This is a genomic window from Streptomyces sp. NPDC028305 (assembly GCF_055569495.1).
Window position 1 is genome coordinate 542334 of sequence record NZ_JBVHTN010000003.1, and the last position, 21697, is coordinate 564030.

Consider the following 21697-nt stretch of genomic DNA (forward strand, 5'->3'; position numbering starts at 1 on the left):
CTCATACACGGACGGCCCGCCGGAAGCAGAGCTTCCGGCGGGCCGTCCGTGTATGAGTGCGTTCAGCGAACCTGTCGGTGATCCACCGGATCAGGTCACTTCCCGTAGTACGCGTTGTAAAGCGAGATCGTCGACTTGTTGCCCTTCTTGTCGGCGATCTTGGCGTGGAACGAGATCCCCTTGCCCTTGGCCGGGTTCGTGACCGCAATCTTGCCGTTCTTGACGGTGACCTTCTTCCAGGTCTGGCCGTAGTCGTACGACACGTACACCGACAGGGACTTCAGGTTCGAGCCCGCTGCCGAGCCCTGGACGGTCACCGGGACGGAGACCTTCTTGTCGGCCGGAGCCCTGCTGTCCAGGCCGACGGCCGCGTCGAAGCGGATCGAGGACGCGGGCAGCTTGGCCAGGTCGGCCTTCTTGGAGCGGAAGGTCCAGCTGGCGTCGACGCGGGTGGAGGCCGCGGCGACCTTGACGCTGCGCTTGACCGAGGTGGTCAGTTTGTAAGCGGCGTCACCGGCCGGAACCGTGAAGATGCCCGCCCCTTCCAGTGGGTCGCTGTTCGAGCCGACCTTGGCGCCGTTGCGATAGAGGGTCGTGGTGACCGACGAGTAGAGCGAGGAACCGGAGTGGGTCTTGCCGTCGGTGAACACCGGCAGGTAGCCGTAAATGCCGTTGCCCTCGCGGTAGATACCGAGACTTGAGCCGACACGCGGGCCGAAGACGGCCGTGTTGAAGGTCTTCCCGTAGCTCTTGCCCGCCTTCAGGGTCTGCGGGGTGCCGAGCGTGTAGAAGGCCTCGACGATCGGGAAGCCGGACTCGTCGACCCCGCCGTGCTGCTCGAAGTCGAGTTTCCACTTCGCCCCGCCCGCGGTGGACAGGCGCAGCGTGCGCGTGCCGGGCAGTTTCTGCTGGACCCCGGGTGCAAAGGTGCTTGTACTGCCGGGCAGCTCGCCCCAGGCGTAGATCACGCCCTTCTTACCGCTCGACGAGGCGCCCAGACCGGTCTTCACCGTGGCCAGTTCACTCGCCTTGTAGCGCTTGGTGTAACCGGTGGCGAGTTGCTTGACCTTGCCGCCGGCGAGGGTGTCGTACTCCTCGGCGGGCTTGACCCAGTGACCGCCCCACTGCTGGTACAGGCTGCCGTCGGTGATCTGCGGGCCGGCGTGCGCGGTACGGAAGTTGGCGTACGAGTCCAGCCACCAGCCGTACGAGTTGCTGCCGTCCGGCACGCCGACGGTGTACAACGGCGTAGCGACCTCCGACTTCGCCGCCGCGTCGGGCACGGTGATGTCCACCGGCTTCGCGGTCCGCGCGTCCACCGTGATCGTGGCCTTCTTGGTGATGCTCAGCTTCGGCTGCGTCACCCAGTCGAAGCCCTTGGCGGGGTCATCCGGGTCGACGTGGACGGCCGAGTTGAAGATGTAACCGCCCTTGGGAAAGCGGACCTTGACGGTGCCGGACTCGTCGTAGGGCGAGTACCACTTGCCCTGTGCGAGCCCGGTGACACCGTCCAGTTCGGCGTTGTAGTACTTCGCCGGGTTGCCGTCACGGTCGATGAACTTGAGCGTGACGTCGTACGACTCCACCTCGCGCTGCACCGTCGCCGCCGTGCGTACGCTCTGGCCGCCGCCGGTGGCGGTCACGTACGCGGAGTAGGCGCCGTCGAGCGTGCCGCCCTGCTTCGTGTTGACCGTGAGGTCGGCGGAGGCCGAGCCGCCCGCCGGGACGGTCAGCGTCTTGGTGCCGAGCGTGAAGAAGCCGGCCGGTGCGGCCTGCCCCTTCGGGTCGGTGGCCGTCACCGCGAGGGTCAGCGTGACATCGGTCTTCCCGAGGTTCTTGTACGTGACCTTGTCGGTGACCGGCTTGTCGTCGGTGTGCGGCCACTGCTGGAGGCCGAAGCTCACCGACGTCGGGTCGGCGACCACGGTCTGCTTGATGGCCTTGTCGACCTGGATCCGGCCCGAACCCTGCTGGAACGGCGTGTACTTGCCGCCCTTCGCGGAGCCGGTCAGCGCACCCTTGAGCTGGGTGTACGTCCAGTCGGGGTGCTGCTGCTTCAGGATCGCCGCGGCGCCCGCGACATGCGGGGTGGCCATCGACGTACCCGAGATGCTCACGTAGCCGGGCGGCTTCTCGCCGACCTCCTGGGCTATGACGCTGCCCGGGGCCGAGGCGGCCGTGGTGTCCACGCCGGGTGCGGTCACGTCGGGCTTGATCTGCCCGTCGAGGCCGGGGCCCGTGCTGGAGAACGAGGCCAGCTTGTCGGTGTCGTCGACGGCGCCCACGGTGAGCGCGGCCTCCGCGCTGCCCGGGGAGCCGATCGTCTGCTCGCCGGAGTCGCCGTCGTTGCCCGCGGCGATGGCGAAGAGGACGCCCTTCTCCTTGGACAGCTTGTTGACCTGGGCCTCAAGCGGGTCGATGTCGGGGGTGTCCCCGCCGCCGAGGCTGAGGTTCACGACGTCGGCGCCCTGCTCGACCGCCCACTCCATGCCGGCGAGGATGCCGGAGTCGTCGCCGGAGCCGTCGTCGCCGAGCACCTTGCCGTTGAGCAGCTTGGCGCCCGGTGCGACGCCCTTGTACTTGCCCGCCGACTTGGCTCCCGTACCGGCCGCGATGGACGCGACGTGCGTGCCGTGGCCGTACTTGTCGGTCGCGTCGGGGGACGTGGAGAAGTTCTTCTCCCCGACCACCTGCTCCTTGAGGTCCGGGTGGGTCGCGTCGACACCGGTGTCGAGGACGGCGATCTTGACGCCCTTGCCGTTGTACCCGGCGGCCCACGCCTTGTCGGCGCCGATCTGCGGAACGGACTTGTCGAGGCTGGCCTTGCGGACCCCGTCGAGCCACACGTGGGCGATGCCGGAGGCGGTCCTCGCGCCGCCGGACGGCGTGTCGGTGACCGCGGCCCACAGGTCGGGCGCGTCGCCCTTGGGCGTCAGCACCGCGTCCGCGTTCAGCGACTTCAGGGTCCTGCGGACCTTGGTGTCGCCGGCCTCCCGGACGTCCGCCTTCGCCGCGGCGGCCGTGCCGCTGTAGCCGACGATCAGCTTGAGGCCCTGCTTCTGGGCCTTGCGGTTGGCCGACTTGTTGAGCTCGGTGACGTCGAAGAGCCGCTGGTCGAGTCTGCCGTCGGCTATCAGCCGTGCCGCGTCGGCCGGCACGACGAGGGTGTGCCCGTCGGCCTTGCGGATCTGGACGGGTATCCCCTCGCGGCCCTTGGCCCGCTCCAGGCCGATGACGCGGCCCTCGGCGTCGACGACGACACGGTCGCCGGTGATCAGGGTGACGCGGTGCTTGGGCGTGGTCTGTACGGCCTGGTCACCGGCCGTACGCTCGGGCTCCGCCGACGCCGGGCTGGTCATGCCCGCCGCCAGGGCCACGGCTGCCGCCGTGGCGATCGTGGCCGCGCACGCTCTTCTCACTTGTCTGCGCAAGTCTCCCCCTGGAGGCTATCTGAGAACTTGTTGTCTTCCGGGTGTAATCACTGGGTTTCTGCTGGTCAGGCGTAAATCTTCCGCCGACCGCTTCGCCATCGACGCGGTGTTCCTCATGTCGGCTCGTAAGGGCAAGGGTTCGCTTTCGCTCGCCCGCTCGGACCTCCCCATCGCTTGTGGCGTGATGATGGCCCGTCGTGCCCTTGAGCTTGACCAACTCGGCTCAGCACCCCCGCGTCACCGCAGACGCGCCCGAGGCTGGGGACCGCCATCGGTCACAGGCCGGAGCGGTGACTGACGACGGGCGCGTGCGGGAGGGGAAACCGTCCTGGCCGCGGCGGGGGCACGTTCAGCAACGGACATCGGTGGCAGGGCCTTTCAGTAGTGGCGAAGAGACTCGGCCAGCATGCCGGGACCTCGTTGACCGGATGCTGATCCAACCTGACCGGCCGATCAGGAAGGCGGGCCGGCGCTGTGCGAGGCTGCACCGCATGCGCATCCTGGTGGTCGAAGACGAGGTGGACCTTGCCCACACCCTGCACACCGGTTTGACCGCCGAGGGCTACAGCGTCGACCTCGCCCATGACGGCCGGCAGGGACTGTGGATGGCCCGGACCGGCGAATACGCCCTTGTCGTACTGGACTTGATGCTGCCCGGACTCAACGGCTACAAGGTCTGCGCCCAGTTGCGCCGGGAGAACAACGCGACCCCCATCCTGGTCCTCACCGCCAAGGACGGGGAGTGGGATCAGGCGGAGGCCCTGGACACGGGGGCCGATGACTACCTGGCCAAGCCCTTCTCCTACGTGGTGCTCGTCGCACGGCTGCGGGCCCTGGTCAGACGAGCCGCCACGGTCGCCCCGCCCGTCCTTGCCGTGGGCGACCTCTCGTTGGATGTCGCCGGCCGGGTCTGCCGCCGGGCCGGGGCCCGGGTGGAGCTCACGCCCAGGGAGTTCGCGGTGCTGGAGCTGCTGGCCCGCCGGGCGGGCCAGGCGGTCTCGAAAACGGATCTGCTCTATCACGCGTGGCCCGACGAAGCCTGGGATCCCAACCTGGTGGAGGCACGCGTCAGCGCGCTACGCAAGAAGGTGGACGCCGCGTTCCACCGGCAGTCCCTGCAGACCGTGCGGGGTACCGGCTACCGACTGGTGGATGACCGTGAACGCGACTGAGCCGCGAGGCCGCTGGTGGCCGACCGTGAACGCGACCGGGCCGCGACGCCGCTGGTGGCCGCGTTCGGTACGAGCCCGCACGGCCCTGGCCGCCGCCTCGGCCGCCGCCGTCATCCTGGTCGGCATCGGCTGGTGGGTACACCACGACGTCTACCGCGAGAGCACGCAGATCGCCGAAGGGCAGGCGCAGGCACAATTCCGGGCTCTCGTCGATCAGGTGGAGGAGGGTGTGGTTCCTGTTCGCCGAAGCACTGTGCCGTACGAGGTCGTCGCGACCGACCGCCGCGGTGCTGTCGCCTACGGCGGAGGCATGGAGGAGTTCGATCCCGGCACCCGCCATGTGTTGCCCGCCCCGCCCAAGGCCGAGTTGCCCGCCCCACCAGATGACGAGTCGTCAGGCTGGGGCTATACGACCATTCCCACGCGCATGCCAGCGCGCCCCGACTCCGAGCCCGGGGACCGGTTCGGCAAGGACGGTGGGACCTACCTGGTCATGTACCACGATGTCAGGGCCGATGAACTGAGCAGCGACAGAGTCGCCGCTCTGGGTGTCGCCGCCGACGCCCAACTGCGGGTCTATGTGGTGGTGCTGCCGCACGCAGCCGAGGACATCGCCGAAACAATCACCGAGGCCACCGACCGCCTGCTGCTGCGAGCCGGGCTCGTCAGCCTCGTACTGATCGCCGCCGTCGCCTACTTCGCCGTCCGCATCGCGCTGCGGCCGGTCGAAGCCATCCGCGTCCTCACCGCCTCGGTCACCGCGAGCGACCCCCGCGAACGCGTCACCGTCCCCGCCACGGGACACGAGATCACCGCCCTGGCCACCACCATCAACACCACCCTCCAACGCCTCGACAACGCCGCCGCCGAGCAACGCCGCTTCGTCGCGGACGCCGCCCACGAACTACGCAGCCCCCTCACCACACTGCTGGCCAGCCTGGAAGTCGCGCTCGCCTACCCGGAACGTACCGACTGGCCCGCCGCGGTCACCACCGCCGCACGACAGACCCGCCGCCTCCACGCCCTCGCCGAGGACCTGCTGCTCCTCGCCCGCCTCGACACCCGCACCCCCATGGCCGGCCGCGACACCGTCGACCTGGCAGCCCTCGCCTCCCGGCTGACCGAGCAATACCCCCTCGCCGAAGGAGGGTTGACACTCACCTGCGACAGCACCGCCCCCGCCCCCGCGCACGGAAACCCCGACGAATGCGAACGACTACTGCGCAACCTCATCGACAACGCCGCCCGCCACGCCGCACACCGCATCCACATCACCGTCCGGAACCAGGACGGCTGGGTCGACCTCACGGTGCACGACGACGGACCAGGCGTGCCCACTGAAGACGCCGAGCGCATCTTCGAACGCTTCGTCCGGCTCGACGACGCCCGCTCCCGCGACCAAGGCGGCACCGGCCTGGGCCTCGCCATTGCTCGCGACCTGGCCCACCGCCACAAAGGCACCCTCACCCTCACCCCCCGGACCCTCGGAGCATGCTTCCAACTACGTCTCCCCCAAGCCCCAACCCCAGCCGAGGAATAGCGCGCTTCACCCAGGCAGCACTGGCCACCTGATGAGACACCGGTGGTCGGCCCAGCGCAAACGGCACGGGCGCCGCCAATTGCATCGGATGCGAACTGGCGACAGTTGCTGTGTCGGCACCGGCGAGGGCGGACAACACCTCGCTGAACAGGGATGTCCGGAACGTTGCGTCGCGCGACGGTAGCGGCTGGCGAGACCCGATAGTCAGCCGCTGTCACTCGTCCGGATGGACGACTGCGGTTTCGCTGTCGCCTCGCATTCGATGCGATTTTCTCGCATCGGATGCGAGCTACGGAGAGGGGTGGACAGTGAGGTTCAACGGGACGGCCCGGGGGCGGCGAGACTGTACCTCACGGACGGCGCCGAGGAGCTGTACAGCGACAGCGCGAGCAAGCTGTCCGACGGCATCGGCCGGATCTTCGACGCCATGACCGGATGTCCCACATTCAGGTTCGTCGCGGGCGGCACCCCGATCGACATGGCCTCGCGGCTGCCATTGACCGGCCGCGATCAGCCTCTCGACCACAGCCCGAAGCTGGTCGGCGGTGACGGCCGCGGCATCGTCGGCGGGCCCGAGCCGGACCACGTCCAGGATCTGCGTCCACGAAGTACGGTCCGGTGTCAGCGCGGCGATGAAGGAGTACGGCCAACCCGGGATGATCTGCTCGGCCTCCCGAGAACGGCCGTGGACGTGACAGAGCAGTCGCTCAGGCGAGCAGGCCGCGTCCGAGCGCAGCCACGGGGAGACGTCCACGGCGAGCACGATCCGCCCGTCAAAGCGCGGCATCGGCAGGGAAACCAGCAGGTTACGCGCGGCGTCGGTGTCGATCCTGCCATGGTTCAACGCTGCCCTTGCCGGAAACCTCATCCGCCCTGGTGGGGGGAGGTTCTTCGGGTTTCCCGGAATCTTGGCCGCGGTAGCTCGAACTGGCGCTCTCGCGCAGCTGCTATCAGGGCGTCATGATGATCGATCGTGCTGCTGCGACTGGCTTACCTGGGTGTGTCGAACGCGTTCGCGATGCTTCGCCTGCTGCCGATGACCGACCGGGACAAGGACGCGGAGATCCTCGCCCTGCGCCACCAGATCACCGTGCTGGAACGCCAACTCGGCAAGGAAAAGATCCGGTTCTCGCCCAGCGATCGGGCATTCCTGGCAGCGCTGCTGCACCGGCTGCCACTGCACGTCCTGCGACAGTTACGGCTACTCGTCCGCCCCGACACGGTACTGCGTTGGCACCGCAACCTCGTCAAACGCCGCCATGCCGCCTCCTGCCGACCCAAACGCCCGGGACGGCCCCGCACGGTGCGCTCGATCCGCATCCTGGTGCTGCGCTTGGCGAAGGAGAACCCGAGCTGGGGGTACCGACGCGTGCACGGCGAGCTGCTTGTGCTGGGGGTGAAGGTGGGCGCGTCCGCTGTCTGGGAGATCTTGAAGGAGGCCGGCATCGATCCGGCGCCCAAGCGGAACTCCAGTACCTGGGCCACCTTCCTTCGCTCCCAGGCTGATGCCCTGCTGGCCTGCGACTTCATGGAAACAGTCACCCTGTCGGGGATGCGGATGTACGTGCTCGTGGTGATCGAACACGACAGTCGCCGGATCCGGATCCTGGGCGCCACCACGCATCCGATCGCATCCTGGGTAGCCCAAGCGGCGAAGAACCTGGTCATGGACCTCGAAGACCTCGGCTGCCGGGCACAGTTCATGATCCGAGACCGGGACGGGAAGTTCCCCGAACTGTTCGATGCCGTACTCAAGGACGCAGGGATCGACGTCGTCCTCAGCGGCATCCAGATGCCGAGGATGAACTCGATCACGGAAAGGTGGATACAGACCTGTCGCCGCGAACTCCTGGACCGGACGCTGATCTGGAACCAGCAACACCTCCTCCACGCCCTACGCGAGTTCGAGCAGTTCTACAACGAACACCGACCACACCAAGGCATCGCGAACGCCAGACCGCTGCACCCCTTACCCCCACCGATCCACGACCCGGACACGTTAGCCCGCCTCGACATACGCCGGCACGATCGCCTCGGCGGTATCCTCCACGAATACCGGCATGCAGCGTGACCTGCGCGGATGAGATTTCCGGCAAGGGCAGGTCCAACGGTTGTCCAGGCCGGCCATCGCCAGGACGGCGGATCGTGGTTCCGGGGCCAGGTCGAGCCAGGCGGCGGTCGCGGGGAAGTGGCGAGCGACGGCCTCGAACACGGCAGGATCGGTGAGCGCGCCGCGGGTGGGATCACTCGTGGAGAGCACCAGGCTCACCGCGAAGGTGTCGTTGTCGGAAGGGAAGACGCCGCCGAGCGCGAACGGTGCGGCCGAGCCGGTCTTCACCTGGCCAGGATCACGCGGCCCGTCGGCACGCAGGCGGTACCAGCGGCACAGATAAGCGATCCCAGCGCGGTGACTGTCGACCACGGGCGGGCGGCATCCGGCCGCGATCAGCCAGGCCGGCACCGGCGAGCGACGACCGGACACATCGACGACGAGGTCCGCCTGGTGGACTTCCGCGCCCACCTGCACGCCGGTGACCCGGGGAGGACGGCCCTCCCGGAGGGTGAGCGCGCGCACCCGGCAGCCTCGCCGCACCTCAACGGTGGGTTCCCGCTGCACCGCCGCAGTCAGGGCGGCCTCCAGCACGATGCGGCGGGCGCGCAGGGTCACCAAGTCCTCATCGCCAGGTCGATGCGGCGGATGCTCACTGAACCAGTCGAACTCGTGGTACTCCCGGGCCCCCCGCGTCAGCAGGTCCGTATAGACATCAGGGGCTTCCGCGCGCAACACGGTGCGGACGGGTGCGAGCAGCGAGTGGGGCTGGTTGGCCTGCGGGACTCGGGGCCTGTCCCAGTGGAAGAAGTCCCGGTCCAGGTCGTCTCCGGCCTGCCGCGCGTCCTGCTCGAACAACGTGACCGTGTGGCCCCGCCGGCCAAGCATGAGCGCCGTCCCCAGCCCGCTGATACCCCCGCCGATCACCGCAACCCGCGCCACCGATCTCCCCTTCGCGTCGTGTTGCGGAATGAGCGTACTGCCTGCCGATCTCCAGCCCCGAACCAGCTCGTCCGTCGCGGTGCAGGGGCGAGGCTTCAGGTAGATATCCCACGGCCCCAGCCCCCGGCGCGGCGGTCGGGAACGACATCAAAAGTCACCTGCATTGATCTTGTCTGCCGCCGCGAAACAACTCCGCAAGTCACCTCGAAATGACTCCCATTGAAAGTGGCACAGCCAGAGCCGGGTTGGCCGTGCTCTATCTCAAGATGCGGTTGGGGTCGCTGCCGGGAGCGAAGCCGGCGAGCCTGCTCGGGTTCCGATCGGTCTCCATGTCCTCGTGCCAGCCGACGGCGTGGGTGATGACGTAGTCCTGGTCGTCTTCGGTCTCCAGGATGAGGCAGCGGGCATCGCCGTCGGTGCCGGTGTTCTCGGCCTTGATGCGCTCGACCTCGGCTTCGGTGGCGCAGCGGATGACGAGTCCGTCGTACTCGATCCTGACCTTCATGGCCTGGACGGGCTTGAAGACAACGTCGATGCGGGAGCTGCAGGATCCGTCGACCATGGTCGTTCGAGTGCGCAGCAACAGTTGGCTGTGGCTGATGGTGTAGGCCCAGACGGTGAAGGCCCGGTCGGAGCGGAAGAGCTCGGTTCCCGGGACGAATCGGTCCTTGGTGTTCAGCCAGGCTGGAGTCAGCATGCGCGGATCCTCCCAGTGATGTTGGTGGTTCTCCCAGTTGGTGCTGGTCATGGTGCTGGGGCTCTGCGTGGCATGCCGAGGTTGATCGCCGTGCTGCCGGACGCGCTTCGGTCGATCTGGGCGAGTTCGTCCTCGGCGCTGGCGAGGCTGACTTTGAGTCCTTCGATCTCGCCGAGCCAGCCTTCCTGTCCAGCTTCTCCGCTGTGCTCGCCTCCGGCCGCGTCGCGGCGCGTGTGTCCTGGCCAGCCCGATCTCGGCCTCCTCGGCCACGGGGCGGGCGGTGTCGGCAGTTGCCCGTAGAGTCACGGCGCCAGGCCTGGCATGGACTGGGCGGGATGCCAGTCTCAGGGCGGGTGTGGAGGCGGGAGGGTGTAGGCGTGGGGATCTGGGACGTGAAGAGGGACGAAGCGCGTACGCGGTGGACGTTCACGCCGCCAGAGAGCATCGGTCCGCTCCGGCTTGGAATGAGCCCGGCCGAGGTTGCCGCCGCGCTCAATGACCCCCGTTCCCAGATCGACGGGTTCCCTCCAGGGCAGGAGAACTTCTCCGACGTGGGCGTGAGCGTGTACTACGCCTCCGGGAAGCTGGCGTGCGTCGCCGTCGACGCGCGGGTCGGCCCGCAGATCGTCCTGGCGGGCGTTGCGCTGACCGGACGGGTCCCCTCGGAGACGGAGGCATGGCTCCTCGGCTACGTCGAGGAGCACGGGCTGGACCTGCGGTACACCCACGAGGGCACCCCGGGTTCAGCAGAACTCGGCCTCCTCCTCCGCGTGCAGCGGGCGGGCGACATCCTGCTTACCCGACCGCTCGTCCTGCTGGGCGAGTGGTTGGAGAACTCGTGGGACTGCCTGCCCAGCTCGGAGTGGATGTCCCACTGAGTCCGGCTGCCCGGCGGGCCGGGCGGCGTCCCCGGCCTGAGGTCGCGAGACTGAGCGCCGCACGTTCGGCCGGGTCAGGGAGCGGTGTCGGGGTCGATGCCCTGTGCACGGGCGAGAGCGACCAGAACCCGTTCTATCGTGTCCAGACGCTGGGTGACCGACCGGTCCCCCGTCGCGCCGATGGCGTCGGCGAGTGAGTCGATTGGCAGATCACGATCAGTTTCCCGGGCCGGGTGCCTGCCCGGTTTCAGGGGGCGGTCCAGTCTCGAAACTGGCGGGCGATCCGGGCGATGCCCAGGGAGCCTGCCGACGCATCGTGGACGAGTGCGACCGCGTCCTTCGGGGGGTAGCTGAGGCGGTGTCCGCTCAGGGCGAGGAAGGCTTCAGCGCTGTGCCAAGCGAAGGCCTCGTTCGAGTGCTCCAGGCACGGGAGTTTCACCAGGGTCTGAAGCAGCGCGGCGGCCTTGAGGTGTGGAGAGCTGTAGATGTCACGGTCCATGGCCCGGGCATACATGCGTTCGACGGCGGCGTAGAGCGGTCCGAGGTCGTCGACCTGTGGGTCGCCGGGGAGCCGCTCGACGGCATGCAGCAGGAACGGGACGTCAATGCGGGGTGGCTGGCGAGGGTCGGGCTGGCTCACGCGGCGTGGCCCTGCCCGTGGTGCCCAAGACTGCGGCGGGCTTCTTGCTCCGCGGCGCGCTGTTCGGCCTCGGGGATCAATGGAACCGTGGTTGGCGCTGAGATTGCTCATGGGAGTGCCGGCCGCACACGCTCAGCCACCCGCACAGCATGTCGCACGACGCGCCGCCGGAATCGATCCGGGCGGCGCGTCACAACAGGGCGAACGTTGCTTGATACGGCACTAGGCCCGGAGGTACCCCCAGGTAGTCGCGCCGACGATGCCGTCGGCGCGAATCCCTTCCGCAGTCTGGAAGCGTTTCACGGCGGACTCTGTGGTTGCTCCGAAGTAGCCGTCTACGCCGGTGGAGCCCACCGAGTAGCCCCGGTAGATCAGCAGCGCCTGGAGCTCCTTCACCTTCGCACCGGAGTCGCCGCGGTCCGTGTAGGCGTTGCTGCGGTCGTAGCCGCAGTAGAGCCCCGTGTCGACGGTGGATCGGCAGCTCACCGCCACCGCGGTCGGCGCTTGAGCGGTGGCGGGTGTGGCCAGAGCGGCACTGGCGGAGCCGACCGGGAGCAGGGCCGCGGCCAGTACGGCGGACGCGAGCAGGGAAAGTCTCACGCGCTGAGGCAACTGAGAGTCCTCCGAACGGGGCGGGGCAGCCCGCCGACTGGATTGGTTGAGCGCGAACATATCCCTGTATCGACCGTCAGGGCAGAGCGCACTACGGCGTGCGAGGGAGCGCGCGAAGCCCGGTCAGGAGTACCGTCTCCGGGATCTTCCGTGCTGGTGTCGAAGCTGCGCGTGACGCCTTCTTCGATGGAGGCTTCTAACGCCCGAACCTGCAACGCCACCGGCCCGGGCGAGCTGCTGTTCGCGCTGACGGCCCCGGGATCAGGCGCAGGGCAGGGTGTCACCGGGCATCATGCGGGACGGCGAGGAGTCGGCCCCCGCGCCGCCGACGCGGGTGACGACCGCGTGGGATCGACTGAACTTTACGGAACAGACGAACCGCCCCAGCCACCTCCCGCGCGGTGGGCGGGGGCGGGGGTGCTCCGCACCGTCCGTACGGGGCTCGGCCACCCCTTGGCTGGTGGGGAGGGGCGGGTCGTCTGTTCCGTAAAGTTCGGGGTGCCGGTAAGAACGCTGTCACCAGCCGCAAACGAGGGGTGTCACGTCCGGCGATGTGCGGGGCGACCGCGTCGACGCCGCGGCGGGCAAGAATGTTGCTCTGTCAGTGAGGTAGGAAGGTATCGGGTGGACAGCGACGAGTTGGCATTCGAGAGCAACTTGGATCAGGTCTGGCGGTTCGGCCGCTGGTTAGCTGTGATCACGAGCATCGTCATCGTGGTGGTGATTCCCTTCGTCTTCGGCATCTTCGACGAGGACCGCCTGAGGATGACCGACGATTACGCGGCCATGACCTCGGCCTGCATCGCGGCGCTCCTCCTGCTGGGCTTCGTTGAGCTGCACTTCTACTTGCAATCAGCCAAGGAACGCATCGAAGCGGAAGAGGTGCGGACGAAGAATGGGCCTGGATTGCCTGTGGCAATTACCGCTGCCACGCGCACAGTCGAAGAGAAAGTCGCCCTACGGCTGACCGCCGTAGTTGTCTGGATGCTCACTGCCGTACTCCTGGTCAGTGCGCTGACGATCACATTCCTCTGGGCAGCAATCGACGGCCACGGAGCGGCCCGATGGGCTGCCTGGTACGTCTTTCTCAGTACTGAATGGGGCCTCGCAGTCGTGACGTTCGCGGCCTTCACAAAGGTCCTGTCAGAGATCAACTCAATGATCCTCATGTACAGAAAGGTGTGTGAAAACCGCAGCAGCGTGTGATGTGCCCATCATCAATGTGTCGACACAGCCGCCGACCTCGACGCCTGGCAGATTGTCGTCCAGCGAGAGAAGACACTGCCCTTGCCAGAAACCTCATCCGCCCTGGTAGGGGCCGGTGCATCGGGTTTCCCGAAATCTGGCCGCGGTCGTCTGAGCCGACGCTCTCGCGCAGCTGCCGTCAGCACGTCATGATGATCGATCGTGCTGCTGCGACTGGCTTACTTGGGCGTGTCGAACACGTTCGCGATGCTTCGCCTGCTGCCGATGACCGACCGAAGCAAGGACGCGGAGATCCTCGCCCTACGCCACCAGATCACCGTGCTGGAACGCCAACTCGGCAAGGAAAAGATCCGGTTCACCCCGAGCGACCGGGCATTCCTGGCAGCGCTCCTACACCGGCTGCCGCGGCACGTCCTGCGAAGGTCACGGCTGCTCGTACGCCCCGACACGGTACTGCGTTGGCACCGCAACCTCGTCGCACGCCGCCATGCCGCCTCCTGCCGGCCCAAACGCCCGGGACGACCCCCTACAGTGCGCTCGATCCGCGTCCTGGTCCTGCGCCTGGCGAAGGAGAACCCGAGCTGGGGGTACCGACGCCTGCACGGCGAGTTCCTCGTACTGAGGGTGAAGGTGGGCGCGTCCACCGTCTGGGAAATCCTGAAGGAGGCCAGCATCGACCCAGCACCCGAGCGGAACTCCAGCACCTGGGCCACCTTCCTTCGCACCCAGGCTGACGCCCTGCTGGCCTGCGACTTCATGGAAACAGTCACCCTGTCGGGCATGCGGATGTATGCGCTCGTAGTGATCGAACACGGCAGTCGCCGGATCCGCGTCCTGGGCGCCACCACGCATCCGACCGCCTCCTGGGTAGCCCAAGCGGCGAAAAACCTCGTCATGGACCTCGAAGACCTCGGCTGCCGGGCACGGTTCATGATCAGGGCCAGGGACGGGAAGTTCCCCGAACTGTTCGATGCCGTCCTCAAGGACGCGGGGATCGAGGTCGTGCTCAGCCGCATCCAGATGCCGAGGATGAACTCGATCACGGAAAGGTGGATACAGACCTGTCGCCGCGCGCTCCTGGACCGGACGTTGATCTGGAACCAACGACATCTGCTCGCCAACCTGAGCGAGTTCGAGCAGTTCTACAACGGACACCGACCACACCAGGGCATCGCGAACGCCAGGCCGCTGCACCCATTGCCCCCGCCGATCGACGATCCGGACGAGTTAGCCCACCTCAAGATACGTCGACACGATCGCCTCGGCGGCATCCTCCACGAGTACCGGCATGCGGCGTGACCTGCATGGATGACGTTTCCGGCAAGGGCAGCACCCCGGTCGGACAGGATTTCAACCCTCCTCAGCCCTCACCTGATTTCTACTTACGATAATCCGGCAACGCTCCCCTAACTCCCCGACTCCCACCACTTCGCCATCCAGGGTGTGATTGAATGTAAATTCCAGAAATTCAGGTGCATAGTATCTGTTTTTTATCGGTGTCGCCATCTCGTCAGCCAGAGCAGCCCCAGGCTTAAGAAATTGGTCAATTATATAAGACATCCACTCCGCCGCAAACGGAAATTTACTGCGCCGACTCCATTCCAGGGAAGCACCCGATTCGCCGGGGATCCATTGGCAATACAGGCCAGGCTGGCCGGCAGGGGGCTCATTAATGTCCAGGATATCACCATCCGGCACAACAAGACGTCCAGTTGCAACGGTGGAGTAGGGACCAGAGATACGCGCCATCCTGCGAGTATTCGAGAACCTTTGAAGGTAGAGGACTTCGCTCTCATTCAGTGGCGGCTCAATCGACACAGATCCGATGAAGTTCGTAAACTCACTCATACTATTTCCCATTTCAATGACAGAGGGAGAGGGAGCCATCAACAGCAGTCGAGCCAATTCAACTGCCGTTGACGCCTTCCATAAGATCTGAAGCCACTGCCACCACCTGCTGAACAGTGTTAGTCCTCCACACCATCTCTGCCCCTGAAAAACTTGGCATTCCACCCCAGGGGAGCCAGGGGCTACAGGGATCTTACGGAGTCGCAGCACCGCCAGTCAAAATGGTGAGAGCGATGCCTGCAGCGGTTGCAGTCCCATAAGCAATGCCTTTTTTGATGTTTTTCACCGCACTCGGGCTGGGATTCCAGTCCCAGACTCTGGCCGGGACGGTTCTGGGATAGGGTTTCAACGACGGGTCCTTGGGGCCAGAACTCCTGCGCGTCCACCAGCTTATTGCCCCGTCGTGCTTACCTTTACCCACGAGGTCGGCCCGCTTCTTGTTCGTTGAAACAGTCACCAGGACGCGGTCCTTTTGCACAACATCAGGGGTCACAAGTTGAGGGATGTCGAAACCTGCCTGAACTTGTAAATGTTGCCCTCCTGGGCCGGTTTGGAGAATTCTCTCCATTTTAACATAGTGCGCTACCTCGGCCGCAGCCACCTTCTCATCCTTACCGCGTCGCCCGGACTTTACTTCCCATATGTACAGAACTCCGTCTTTCAGCATCACAATGTCGGCCGAGCCATCGGTTGCACCATTCTTCCCTGCCCCTAAAATCTCGTATTCAGCCTGCACCGTGGCCCCGGGGTTAGTCAGACGTAAATACTCAATAGCGACACGCTGAGCTTCATTGTGCCGCTTGTTGGCTTCAGAGCTATTTATAAGTTCACCTGTACTGCTCGACTGAGCAGTACCCGAGCCTGAACTGCGGCCGGTGCCGTTACTGCTGCCTCGAGGGTAGCGGTCCTCCGGTGGGGCGTCTTTGCCTGCATCGCCGCCATTGGTCGGCATGCAGTGTCCGTTGCCGGGGTCCATGCACAGGCCGGTGGGATCGGAAGCGCTGACAGGGTTTTGGTTGGCATAGCTGTAGCCGTTGAGGGATTGGGCTTGCTCGGGGGTGAGGAGTGGGTCGATGCTGAGGAATTGGCCGAGGGTGAGGTCGTATTCGCGGGCGCCGATGTGGGTGAGGCCGGTGGTGGTGTCGGCGGGTTTACCGAGGAAGGATTTGTCGTCGGGCCAGGCTTGTGGCTTTTGGCCGCGCGGGCCTCCGAAGGGGGTGGTGTAGCGCTTGGTGATGGCGGAGGTGGTGGCGTCCAGGGCGATACTGGAGGTGCCGTGGTGGTCGGCGGCCAGGAAGGACAGTTTGGTGCCGGTGGTCGCCGTGCTGGCGGTGCGGACTGCGATGGTCTGGCCGTTGGCCGTGTAGTAACGGGTTCCGGACAGGGTCTTCGTGCCGCCCTTGACGGTGAGGCGTACTTCGGTGGCGCCGAGGTAGAGGACGGTGTCGCCGTCTGTGCTGGTGGCGCGGCGGATGAGGAGTTCGCCGTCGGCGTCGTAGAGATAGCCGGTGGCGGTGGCGGGCTTGCTGCCAGCCGCGGGTTCCGTGGTAGCGGCGAGTTTGCCCTCGGGGTTCCAGGTCAGGGTCTGGGTGGCCTGGGTGCCGGGGCGGCCGGTGGTGTTGCCGGTCTTGTCGTAGATGTAGGTGCGGGGTGTGCCGCCGTTGGTTTCGGTTTTGGTGAGCGGGTGGGGCTGACCGGTCTGCGTACCGTACGTGTATTTGGTGATGGTGTCGCCGACTGTGGTGTGTTCGGTCTGTTCGCTGCGTTGGCCCGCGGTGTTGTAGTGGTAGCTGGCCCAGTAGGGGGCGGCGCCGGCGAGGTTGGCGGTGGTGCGGCCGGTGGTGGCGCAGTTGGCGGTGGCCGGGGTCCAGGCTTCGGTCATGCGGCGGTAGCCGTCGTAGGTGAAGCACTGGTAGTCGGCCTTGCCGGTGCCGCCGAGTGTCGCGTTGTCGAAGATGGAGGTGACGTTGCCCGCGTCGTCCTGGGTGAACTTCAGCTCCTGCGGCATGTAGCCGTGGACGTCGTCGGTGACGTAGGAGCGGGTCAGGCGGCGGGTGCCGGGCTCGTAGTCGTAGTTGAGGTAGGCCTTCTTCGCCGAGTTGGTCCCAGACATGCCCACGGTCAGCTGCCGCAGATCACCTTGCGGAGAGAAGGTGGCGCCCTGGAGGTATCCGGTGGTGCCCAGGGAGGTGAGGTGCTGGCCGGTGGCGTTGTAGGTGTAGGAGACGGTCTCGGCGGCGAGTCCGCCTACGGCCGGTTCACGACTCTGGCTGATGGTGCCGTCGAGCCGGTAGCCGGTGGTGAAGGCCAGGGTCTTGGGTACTCCCGCCTTGACGAGCGGATCCTCGTCGGGGAGCGTGAGCTCGCTGCCCTTGACCTGGTAGAGGCTGTCGTACTCCGTCACTTTCCGCGTGTACGCCTTGCCAGCCAGGCCCCCGTCATAGCGGACGGCGGTGTCCTGCTGCCCCTTGGCCAGAGTGTCGAAGGTCCAGGCGGCGAGCTTGTTGGCATCCGTCTTGGTGCCACTCCACATGCCCGTCTTGCGGCCGAGCTCGTCATAGTCGTAGACGAGGGTCTGCTTCTCGGCGTTGGTGCTGCTGGTGACCTGATCGAGGGTGTTGTAGCTGGTGGTGGTCTTGCCCTTGTCCGGGTCGTCCGTCTGGACCTGCCGACCAGCCAGGTCGTAGGAGTAGGACCAGGTGGCCTTGTCCGGACCGGTGATGGTCTTCTGCAGACCGCCGGGGGTGTAGGTGAAGCCGGTGGTGGCGAATTCAGAGCCGGTCGGCTTGGGGCTCGCGTATTCGCGCCGCTCGGTGGTCTGCCCGCGGACATCGGTGACCTCGGCGACGCCCTGACCGCCGACGGGGGCGCTGGTGGCGACGGTGTCGCCGGTGTAGCCGGTCTCGGTGGTCCAGCGGGTGACACCGTAATTCTTGGTGACCGTCTTGGTGGCCCGCCCGGCGCCGTCATAGGTGGTATCGGTCTGGACGGGGGCCTGGCTGCCCTCCGTCTGCACGGGTGTGCCCGACGGGGACGCGGTCTCGTCCCAGATGTCCGCCTGAGAGCTGACCGCGAGCCCCCGGTCGTCATACAGGGTCAGGCCGATCAGCCGGCCGCCGACCGGTGTGGGTGACTGGACCTGGCGGGTGCGCAGGAGTGAGTCGTAGATCTCGTAGGTGGTGTTGTACCCGGAGCCGTCGCCTTTGAGTGCGCTGGTGGATATCCAGGGCAGCGAGGTGCTGTTGAGGTGGTAGCCGTAGGTGTAGTTCGGTGTGGTCGGCCACAGGACCTTGGTGTGGTTCGGCAGCCAGACTTTAGTGACCCGGCCGAGCGCGTCGTACTCGCTCTCGGTGATCTTGTTATTCGGGTCGGTGACCTTGAGCGCGGCTCCGGTGGCGAAGTCGAGGGCTGTGGTGGTCTTGAAGCTCTTGGCGTCAGCCACTGTGGTCGACGTCAAGGGGCCGATGCTGGTTGGTGTGTAGGTCGTGGCGGTGGTGGTGTTGTCCAGCGCGTCCTTCACCACGGTGGGCCGGCCCAGCGTGTCGTATGCGGCGGTGCCGGTCTGCTGCCAGGCGGGGGCGTTGTCGGTCCCGTAGCTCTTGGCCCGCCCGGTCCACTGGGCCTCGCCCTTGGTGGGTTTCTGTGACGCGTTCCAGGTGGTGGTGTCGTAGGCGGTGGCGGTGTCGGAGATGATGTCGCCCTGGCGGCTGGAGTCCGCGGGCAGGTCGAGGTCTGTGTCCGGGGTGTCGCAGGGCTGTGCGGTGGTGCGGGTGCGGGAGATCAGCGCGTTGATGCCCTTGTCGTCATTGCGCGCGTACCAGGTGCGGGTGCAGGTCTCGTCGTTGGGCTTGGCGTCGTTGGGCTTGGCGTCGTCGCCGCGGTCCTCGACCGTCTGGGCCATGCCGTAGTCGTCGTACGTGGTGGCCGTGGTCCGCACACGGTCCACGGGGGTGAGGCCGCTGGTGATGCGGGTGCGGGTGTGGGTGGCGGCGGTGCGGACGTAGTAGGCCTCGGTGTCGGCGTACGACTTGTGCTGGGTGGCGGTGCGCTTGGACCACGGGTCATCGACCGTGCCCGTCACCTCGATGTCCCCGTTATAGGTGACGGTCTCGCGGGTGAACCCGGCGTACTGGTCCGAGTCGGTGATGGCCTCGCCCTTGATGCCGGTGACCTTGGCCTGCCTGCGCCTGTCCGGGTCGGGCGTCTTGCCGTCCGTGCCCAGTACGCGGTCGCCGTTCATCCCGCGCAGATAGACGGTGACCGTCTTCAGCTGTGTACTGTCGCGGTCCCCGGTGAGGTGGGTGACTTTCCCGAAGCCGCGCCAGATGGACCAGGTGCGTTCCTTGGCCGGGGTCATCGGGTCGTCGTTGTAGTGCCAGGCACCCCCGCCCTCATAGCTGTAGGTGTGCTGGACCGCCTCTGAGCCGCCGTATGGGTCGGTGGTGGACACGGAGGTGACCCGGTACTTCTGGAACCAGTCCAGGACCGGGTCCTTCTCCCCGTTCGGCGACCAGTACACCGGGTAGCAGCGCCGGGTGTTCTCGTCGACCTTGGGCATCGTCTGCCCGGCCACGCAGTCAGCCTCGGCATAGCTGACGATGGTCTGGGCCCCGGCCTCGGAGGTGACCGTCTTCAGACGCGGCTTGTCGAGGGAGAGGATGTCGTCACTCGCCCCGTCAACACGGTTGGGCAGGAAGACGTGGGTGAACTTCACCGGGTCCAGGGCCAGGTCGCTGCCGCGTTTGCCGGTGTGCTTGATCTCGTCCAGCCACAGAGACTGGTCAGCGGTGTCACCGGTGTCGCCCGGGTCGAGGTAGAGCTGCTTGAGAGTCCAGTTGTCGACCGCGGCGTAGCCGGGGGTGGAGGCGGCGGCGTCCCACGCGTAGGTGGTGATGCCCGTCATCCGCTTGCGGGTGAAGAAGAAGGGGCTGACCGTACCGGTGCACTTGTCGTCGTCCTTGCACACCGCGTCGAAGGGCACATCCGGCCAGTTGTCGCGGGTGTCCTTGGTGAGCGAGTCGCAGCCGGTGCCGGAGGCCAGGCACCGCTCGGCGTAGTCGAAGACGACTTTGTTGGAGGCGGCGGGGGTTGTGGAGAACAGGGCATCCTTGCGCTGGCCGTAGCGGATCTCCTTCAGGTAGCCGCCGCGGGTGTAGCCGGTGCCGGTGTTGTCGTCGCCGAGCTTGTCGTAGTTGTTCTCCTCGGCCTTGTACCAGTAGGTCATGGCGTTGCCGTGGGTGTCCTCGACCAGGTCGAGGCTCCACCGCCAGGCCTGCTTCTTGTCCCGGCCGGAGAAGCTGCTGCCGTCCGCGTAGCCGGGTTCCCCCTCGTCGTCGCCGAAGACCGGAGCGGTCCACACCGATGCGGTGCGGTCATCCGCGCCGGCCCCGTCGAGTTTGTTGAGGCCGAAGGTGTAGACGGTGCCGTCGCCGGTGGTGACGGTCCAGTACTCGCCGTTGTCGTCGCCGTTCTCGGCGCCGGTGTGGTGCTCGACGGTGGATGCGTCGTCGTTCTTCAGCCGCCACCGGTCACTGGTGTCGTCCTTGACCAGCTCGGTGGCCTTGCCGTTCAGGACGAGGGAGGCGTTGTCGTACTTCCAGCAGAGGTCGAACTTGTCGTCCTGTCCGTCGTCGTCACAGGAGCCGTACTTGCGCTCGATGAAGGACGAAGTGAGGTCGAAACCCTCACCGATCGCGGTCCCCTGGTTATTGGTGGACGCGGTACGCCCGTCCACGCTGCCCGAGTCGTAGGAGATCGACAGGTCCGGGGACGGTCCCGCCGCGGCGGGCGGCGTCCGCAACGGGTACGACCAGGTGAAGCTGCCGGACGAGCCGCCGGCCTCCCAGGTAGAGGAGGCCGCGAGCGGCGTGGCCTTGTAGTCGCCGGACCCCGACTTGGTCCCGGCTGCCAGGGCCAGCACCGCTGACTGGCCGGCAGGCGCGGAGGCGAAGGACAACGTGGTCTCGAGACGCCGGCCAGCCCGGTCATTGGTGAAAGGCACGGTCTCGCGGCTTCGGCAGTGCGCTTGTTCAGGGTCTTTCAGTGCGCAGTCCGGAAGCTTCACGATCTGGAGCCGCCCGGCCCAGTCACCGCCGTAAGCGGAAGCGAACGCCGAGTAGTCGACGCTGATCCGGGCTCTGCCTCCGTCCGTGGGGCCCGTGGCGGTGAGCACGACGCCCTTGACACCGAGCTCGCCGGCCGCCTTCTGGTCGAGGACCTTGACGGTGACGGTGCGGGCGACGTGTCCCTTCTTCCCGTCGTTGCCGACTGCGGGTGCGATCAACGTCACCGGGAGGGCGCCTGGTTCCGCGGTGGCAGTTTTCTTGGCGCCGAGTGTGAGTGTTTCCTGGCCCTGCCGGGGCCAGGAAACCGACCGTTTCTGATCCGCCTTCGCCCGCCTGGCCGCGGTCAGGTCGGCGGCCTCGGTGGCTTTAACCACGCGGGCGTTCTTATCGTTCGCCTTCTTGGTCAGCGGGGAGACTGTTGAGGACCGGGGTGCCTTCAGCTTCGGCTTTCCGAGCGGGTCCGGAGCGTCAGCGAAAGCGACCGGAGACAGCAGCCCCGGCACCAGGGCGAACCCCGCTAAGACGGCGAACCGTCTCTCCCAGGATCGTCTCCTGCGTGCCGTGCCGCCTATCCGGGGCATGCCGGACCCGAACTGGTTCATGGCAAGTCTCCTCG

12 protein-coding genes and 2 pseudogenes are annotated in these 21697 nt (G+C 66.6%); 6 read left to right on the forward strand and 8 right to left on the reverse strand.

Going from position 1 to position 21697, the window contains the following annotated elements; translation table 11 throughout:
- Positions 1–95 precede the first annotated feature (95 nt).
- Complete coding sequence (locus ACZ4WQ_RS13865; protein ID WP_398372109.1) at positions 96–3419, reverse strand: S8 family peptidase; 3324 nt, start codon at positions 3417–3419, stop codon at positions 96–98.
- Between the two features lie 503 nt (positions 3420–3922).
- On the opposite strand from ACZ4WQ_RS13865, the gene ACZ4WQ_RS13870 reads away from it, so the two are divergent.
- Both ACZ4WQ_RS13870 and ACZ4WQ_RS13875 read left to right on the forward strand, forming a co-directional pair.
- The gene (locus tag ACZ4WQ_RS13870) at positions 3923–4603 is read left to right on the forward strand and encodes a response regulator transcription factor (protein ID WP_264349527.1); all 681 of its coding nucleotides are present in this window, start codon (positions 3923–3925) and stop codon (positions 4601–4603) included.
- Positions 4604–4628: 25 nt separating this feature from the next.
- Positions 4629–6143, forward strand: coding sequence for a sensor histidine kinase (locus ACZ4WQ_RS13875; protein WP_385343936.1), 1515 nt, complete (start codon positions 4629–4631; stop codon positions 6141–6143).
- A 490-nt stretch (positions 6144–6633) separates the two neighbouring features.
- On the opposite strand, the pseudogene ACZ4WQ_RS13880 reads toward ACZ4WQ_RS13875, so the two are convergent.
- Positions 6634–6990 (reverse strand): annotated as a pseudogene (locus tag ACZ4WQ_RS13880) (transposase); the annotation flags it as partial.
- Between the two features lie 126 nt (positions 6991–7116).
- On the opposite strand from ACZ4WQ_RS13880, the gene ACZ4WQ_RS13885 reads away from it, so the two are divergent.
- Positions 7117–8214, forward strand: coding sequence for an integrase core domain-containing protein (locus tag ACZ4WQ_RS13885; RefSeq protein ID WP_398372106.1), 1098 nt, complete (start codon positions 7117–7119; stop codon positions 8212–8214).
- A 30-nt stretch (positions 8215–8244) separates the two neighbouring features.
- Here the strand turns inward: ACZ4WQ_RS13885 and ACZ4WQ_RS13890 are convergent.
- Positions 8245–9135 (reverse strand): annotated as a pseudogene (locus ACZ4WQ_RS13890) (FAD-dependent oxidoreductase); the annotation flags it as partial.
- A 256-nt stretch (positions 9136–9391) separates the two neighbouring features.
- A complete protein-coding gene (locus ACZ4WQ_RS13895) occupies positions 9392–9832 on the reverse strand; it encodes a hypothetical protein (RefSeq protein ID WP_468022206.1) in 441 nt (146 codons plus the stop codon).
- Between the two features lie 464 nt (positions 9833–10296).
- Between ACZ4WQ_RS13895 and ACZ4WQ_RS13900 the strand changes: the two genes are divergently transcribed.
- The gene (locus ACZ4WQ_RS13900; RefSeq protein ID WP_398372104.1) at positions 10297–10710 is read left to right on the forward strand and encodes a hypothetical protein; all 414 of its coding nucleotides are present in this window, start codon (positions 10297–10299) and stop codon (positions 10708–10710) included.
- A 247-nt stretch (positions 10711–10957) separates the two neighbouring features.
- Here ACZ4WQ_RS13900 and ACZ4WQ_RS13905 read toward each other — a convergent pair whose 3' ends face one another.
- Together ACZ4WQ_RS13905 and ACZ4WQ_RS13910 are read right to left on the reverse strand one after the other, a co-directional pair.
- Positions 10958–11350, reverse strand: coding sequence for a fic family toxin-antitoxin system, toxin component (locus ACZ4WQ_RS13905; protein WP_385343779.1), 393 nt, complete (start codon positions 11348–11350; stop codon positions 10958–10960).
- Between the two features lie 222 nt (positions 11351–11572).
- Positions 11573–11950, reverse strand: a complete 378-nt coding sequence (locus ACZ4WQ_RS13910; RefSeq protein WP_385343782.1) for a peptidoglycan-binding domain-containing protein — start codon at positions 11948–11950, stop codon at positions 11573–11575.
- Between the two features lie 636 nt (positions 11951–12586).
- Between ACZ4WQ_RS13910 and ACZ4WQ_RS13915 the strand changes: the two genes are divergently transcribed.
- A complete protein-coding gene (locus ACZ4WQ_RS13915) occupies positions 12587–13168 on the forward strand; it encodes a hypothetical protein (protein WP_385343785.1) in 582 nt (193 codons plus the stop codon).
- Positions 13169–13369: 201 nt separating this feature from the next.
- Positions 13370–14467 (forward strand): integrase core domain-containing protein, encoded by a 1098-nt coding sequence (locus tag ACZ4WQ_RS13920; RefSeq protein WP_398372101.1) that lies wholly within the window; start codon positions 13370–13372, stop codon positions 14465–14467.
- Positions 14468–14518: 51 nt separating this feature from the next.
- Here the strand turns inward: ACZ4WQ_RS13920 and ACZ4WQ_RS13925 are convergent, their stop codons facing one another.
- Together ACZ4WQ_RS13925 and ACZ4WQ_RS13930 are read right to left on the reverse strand one after the other, a co-directional pair.
- Complete coding sequence (locus ACZ4WQ_RS13925) at positions 14519–15016, reverse strand: hypothetical protein (protein WP_311729329.1); 498 nt, start codon at positions 15014–15016, stop codon at positions 14519–14521.
- 193 nt (positions 15017–15209) lie between these two features.
- A complete protein-coding gene (locus ACZ4WQ_RS13930; protein WP_398372098.1) occupies positions 15210–21683 on the reverse strand; it encodes an RHS repeat-associated core domain-containing protein in 6474 nt (2157 codons plus the stop codon).
- Between the last annotated feature and the right edge of the window lie 14 nt (positions 21684–21697).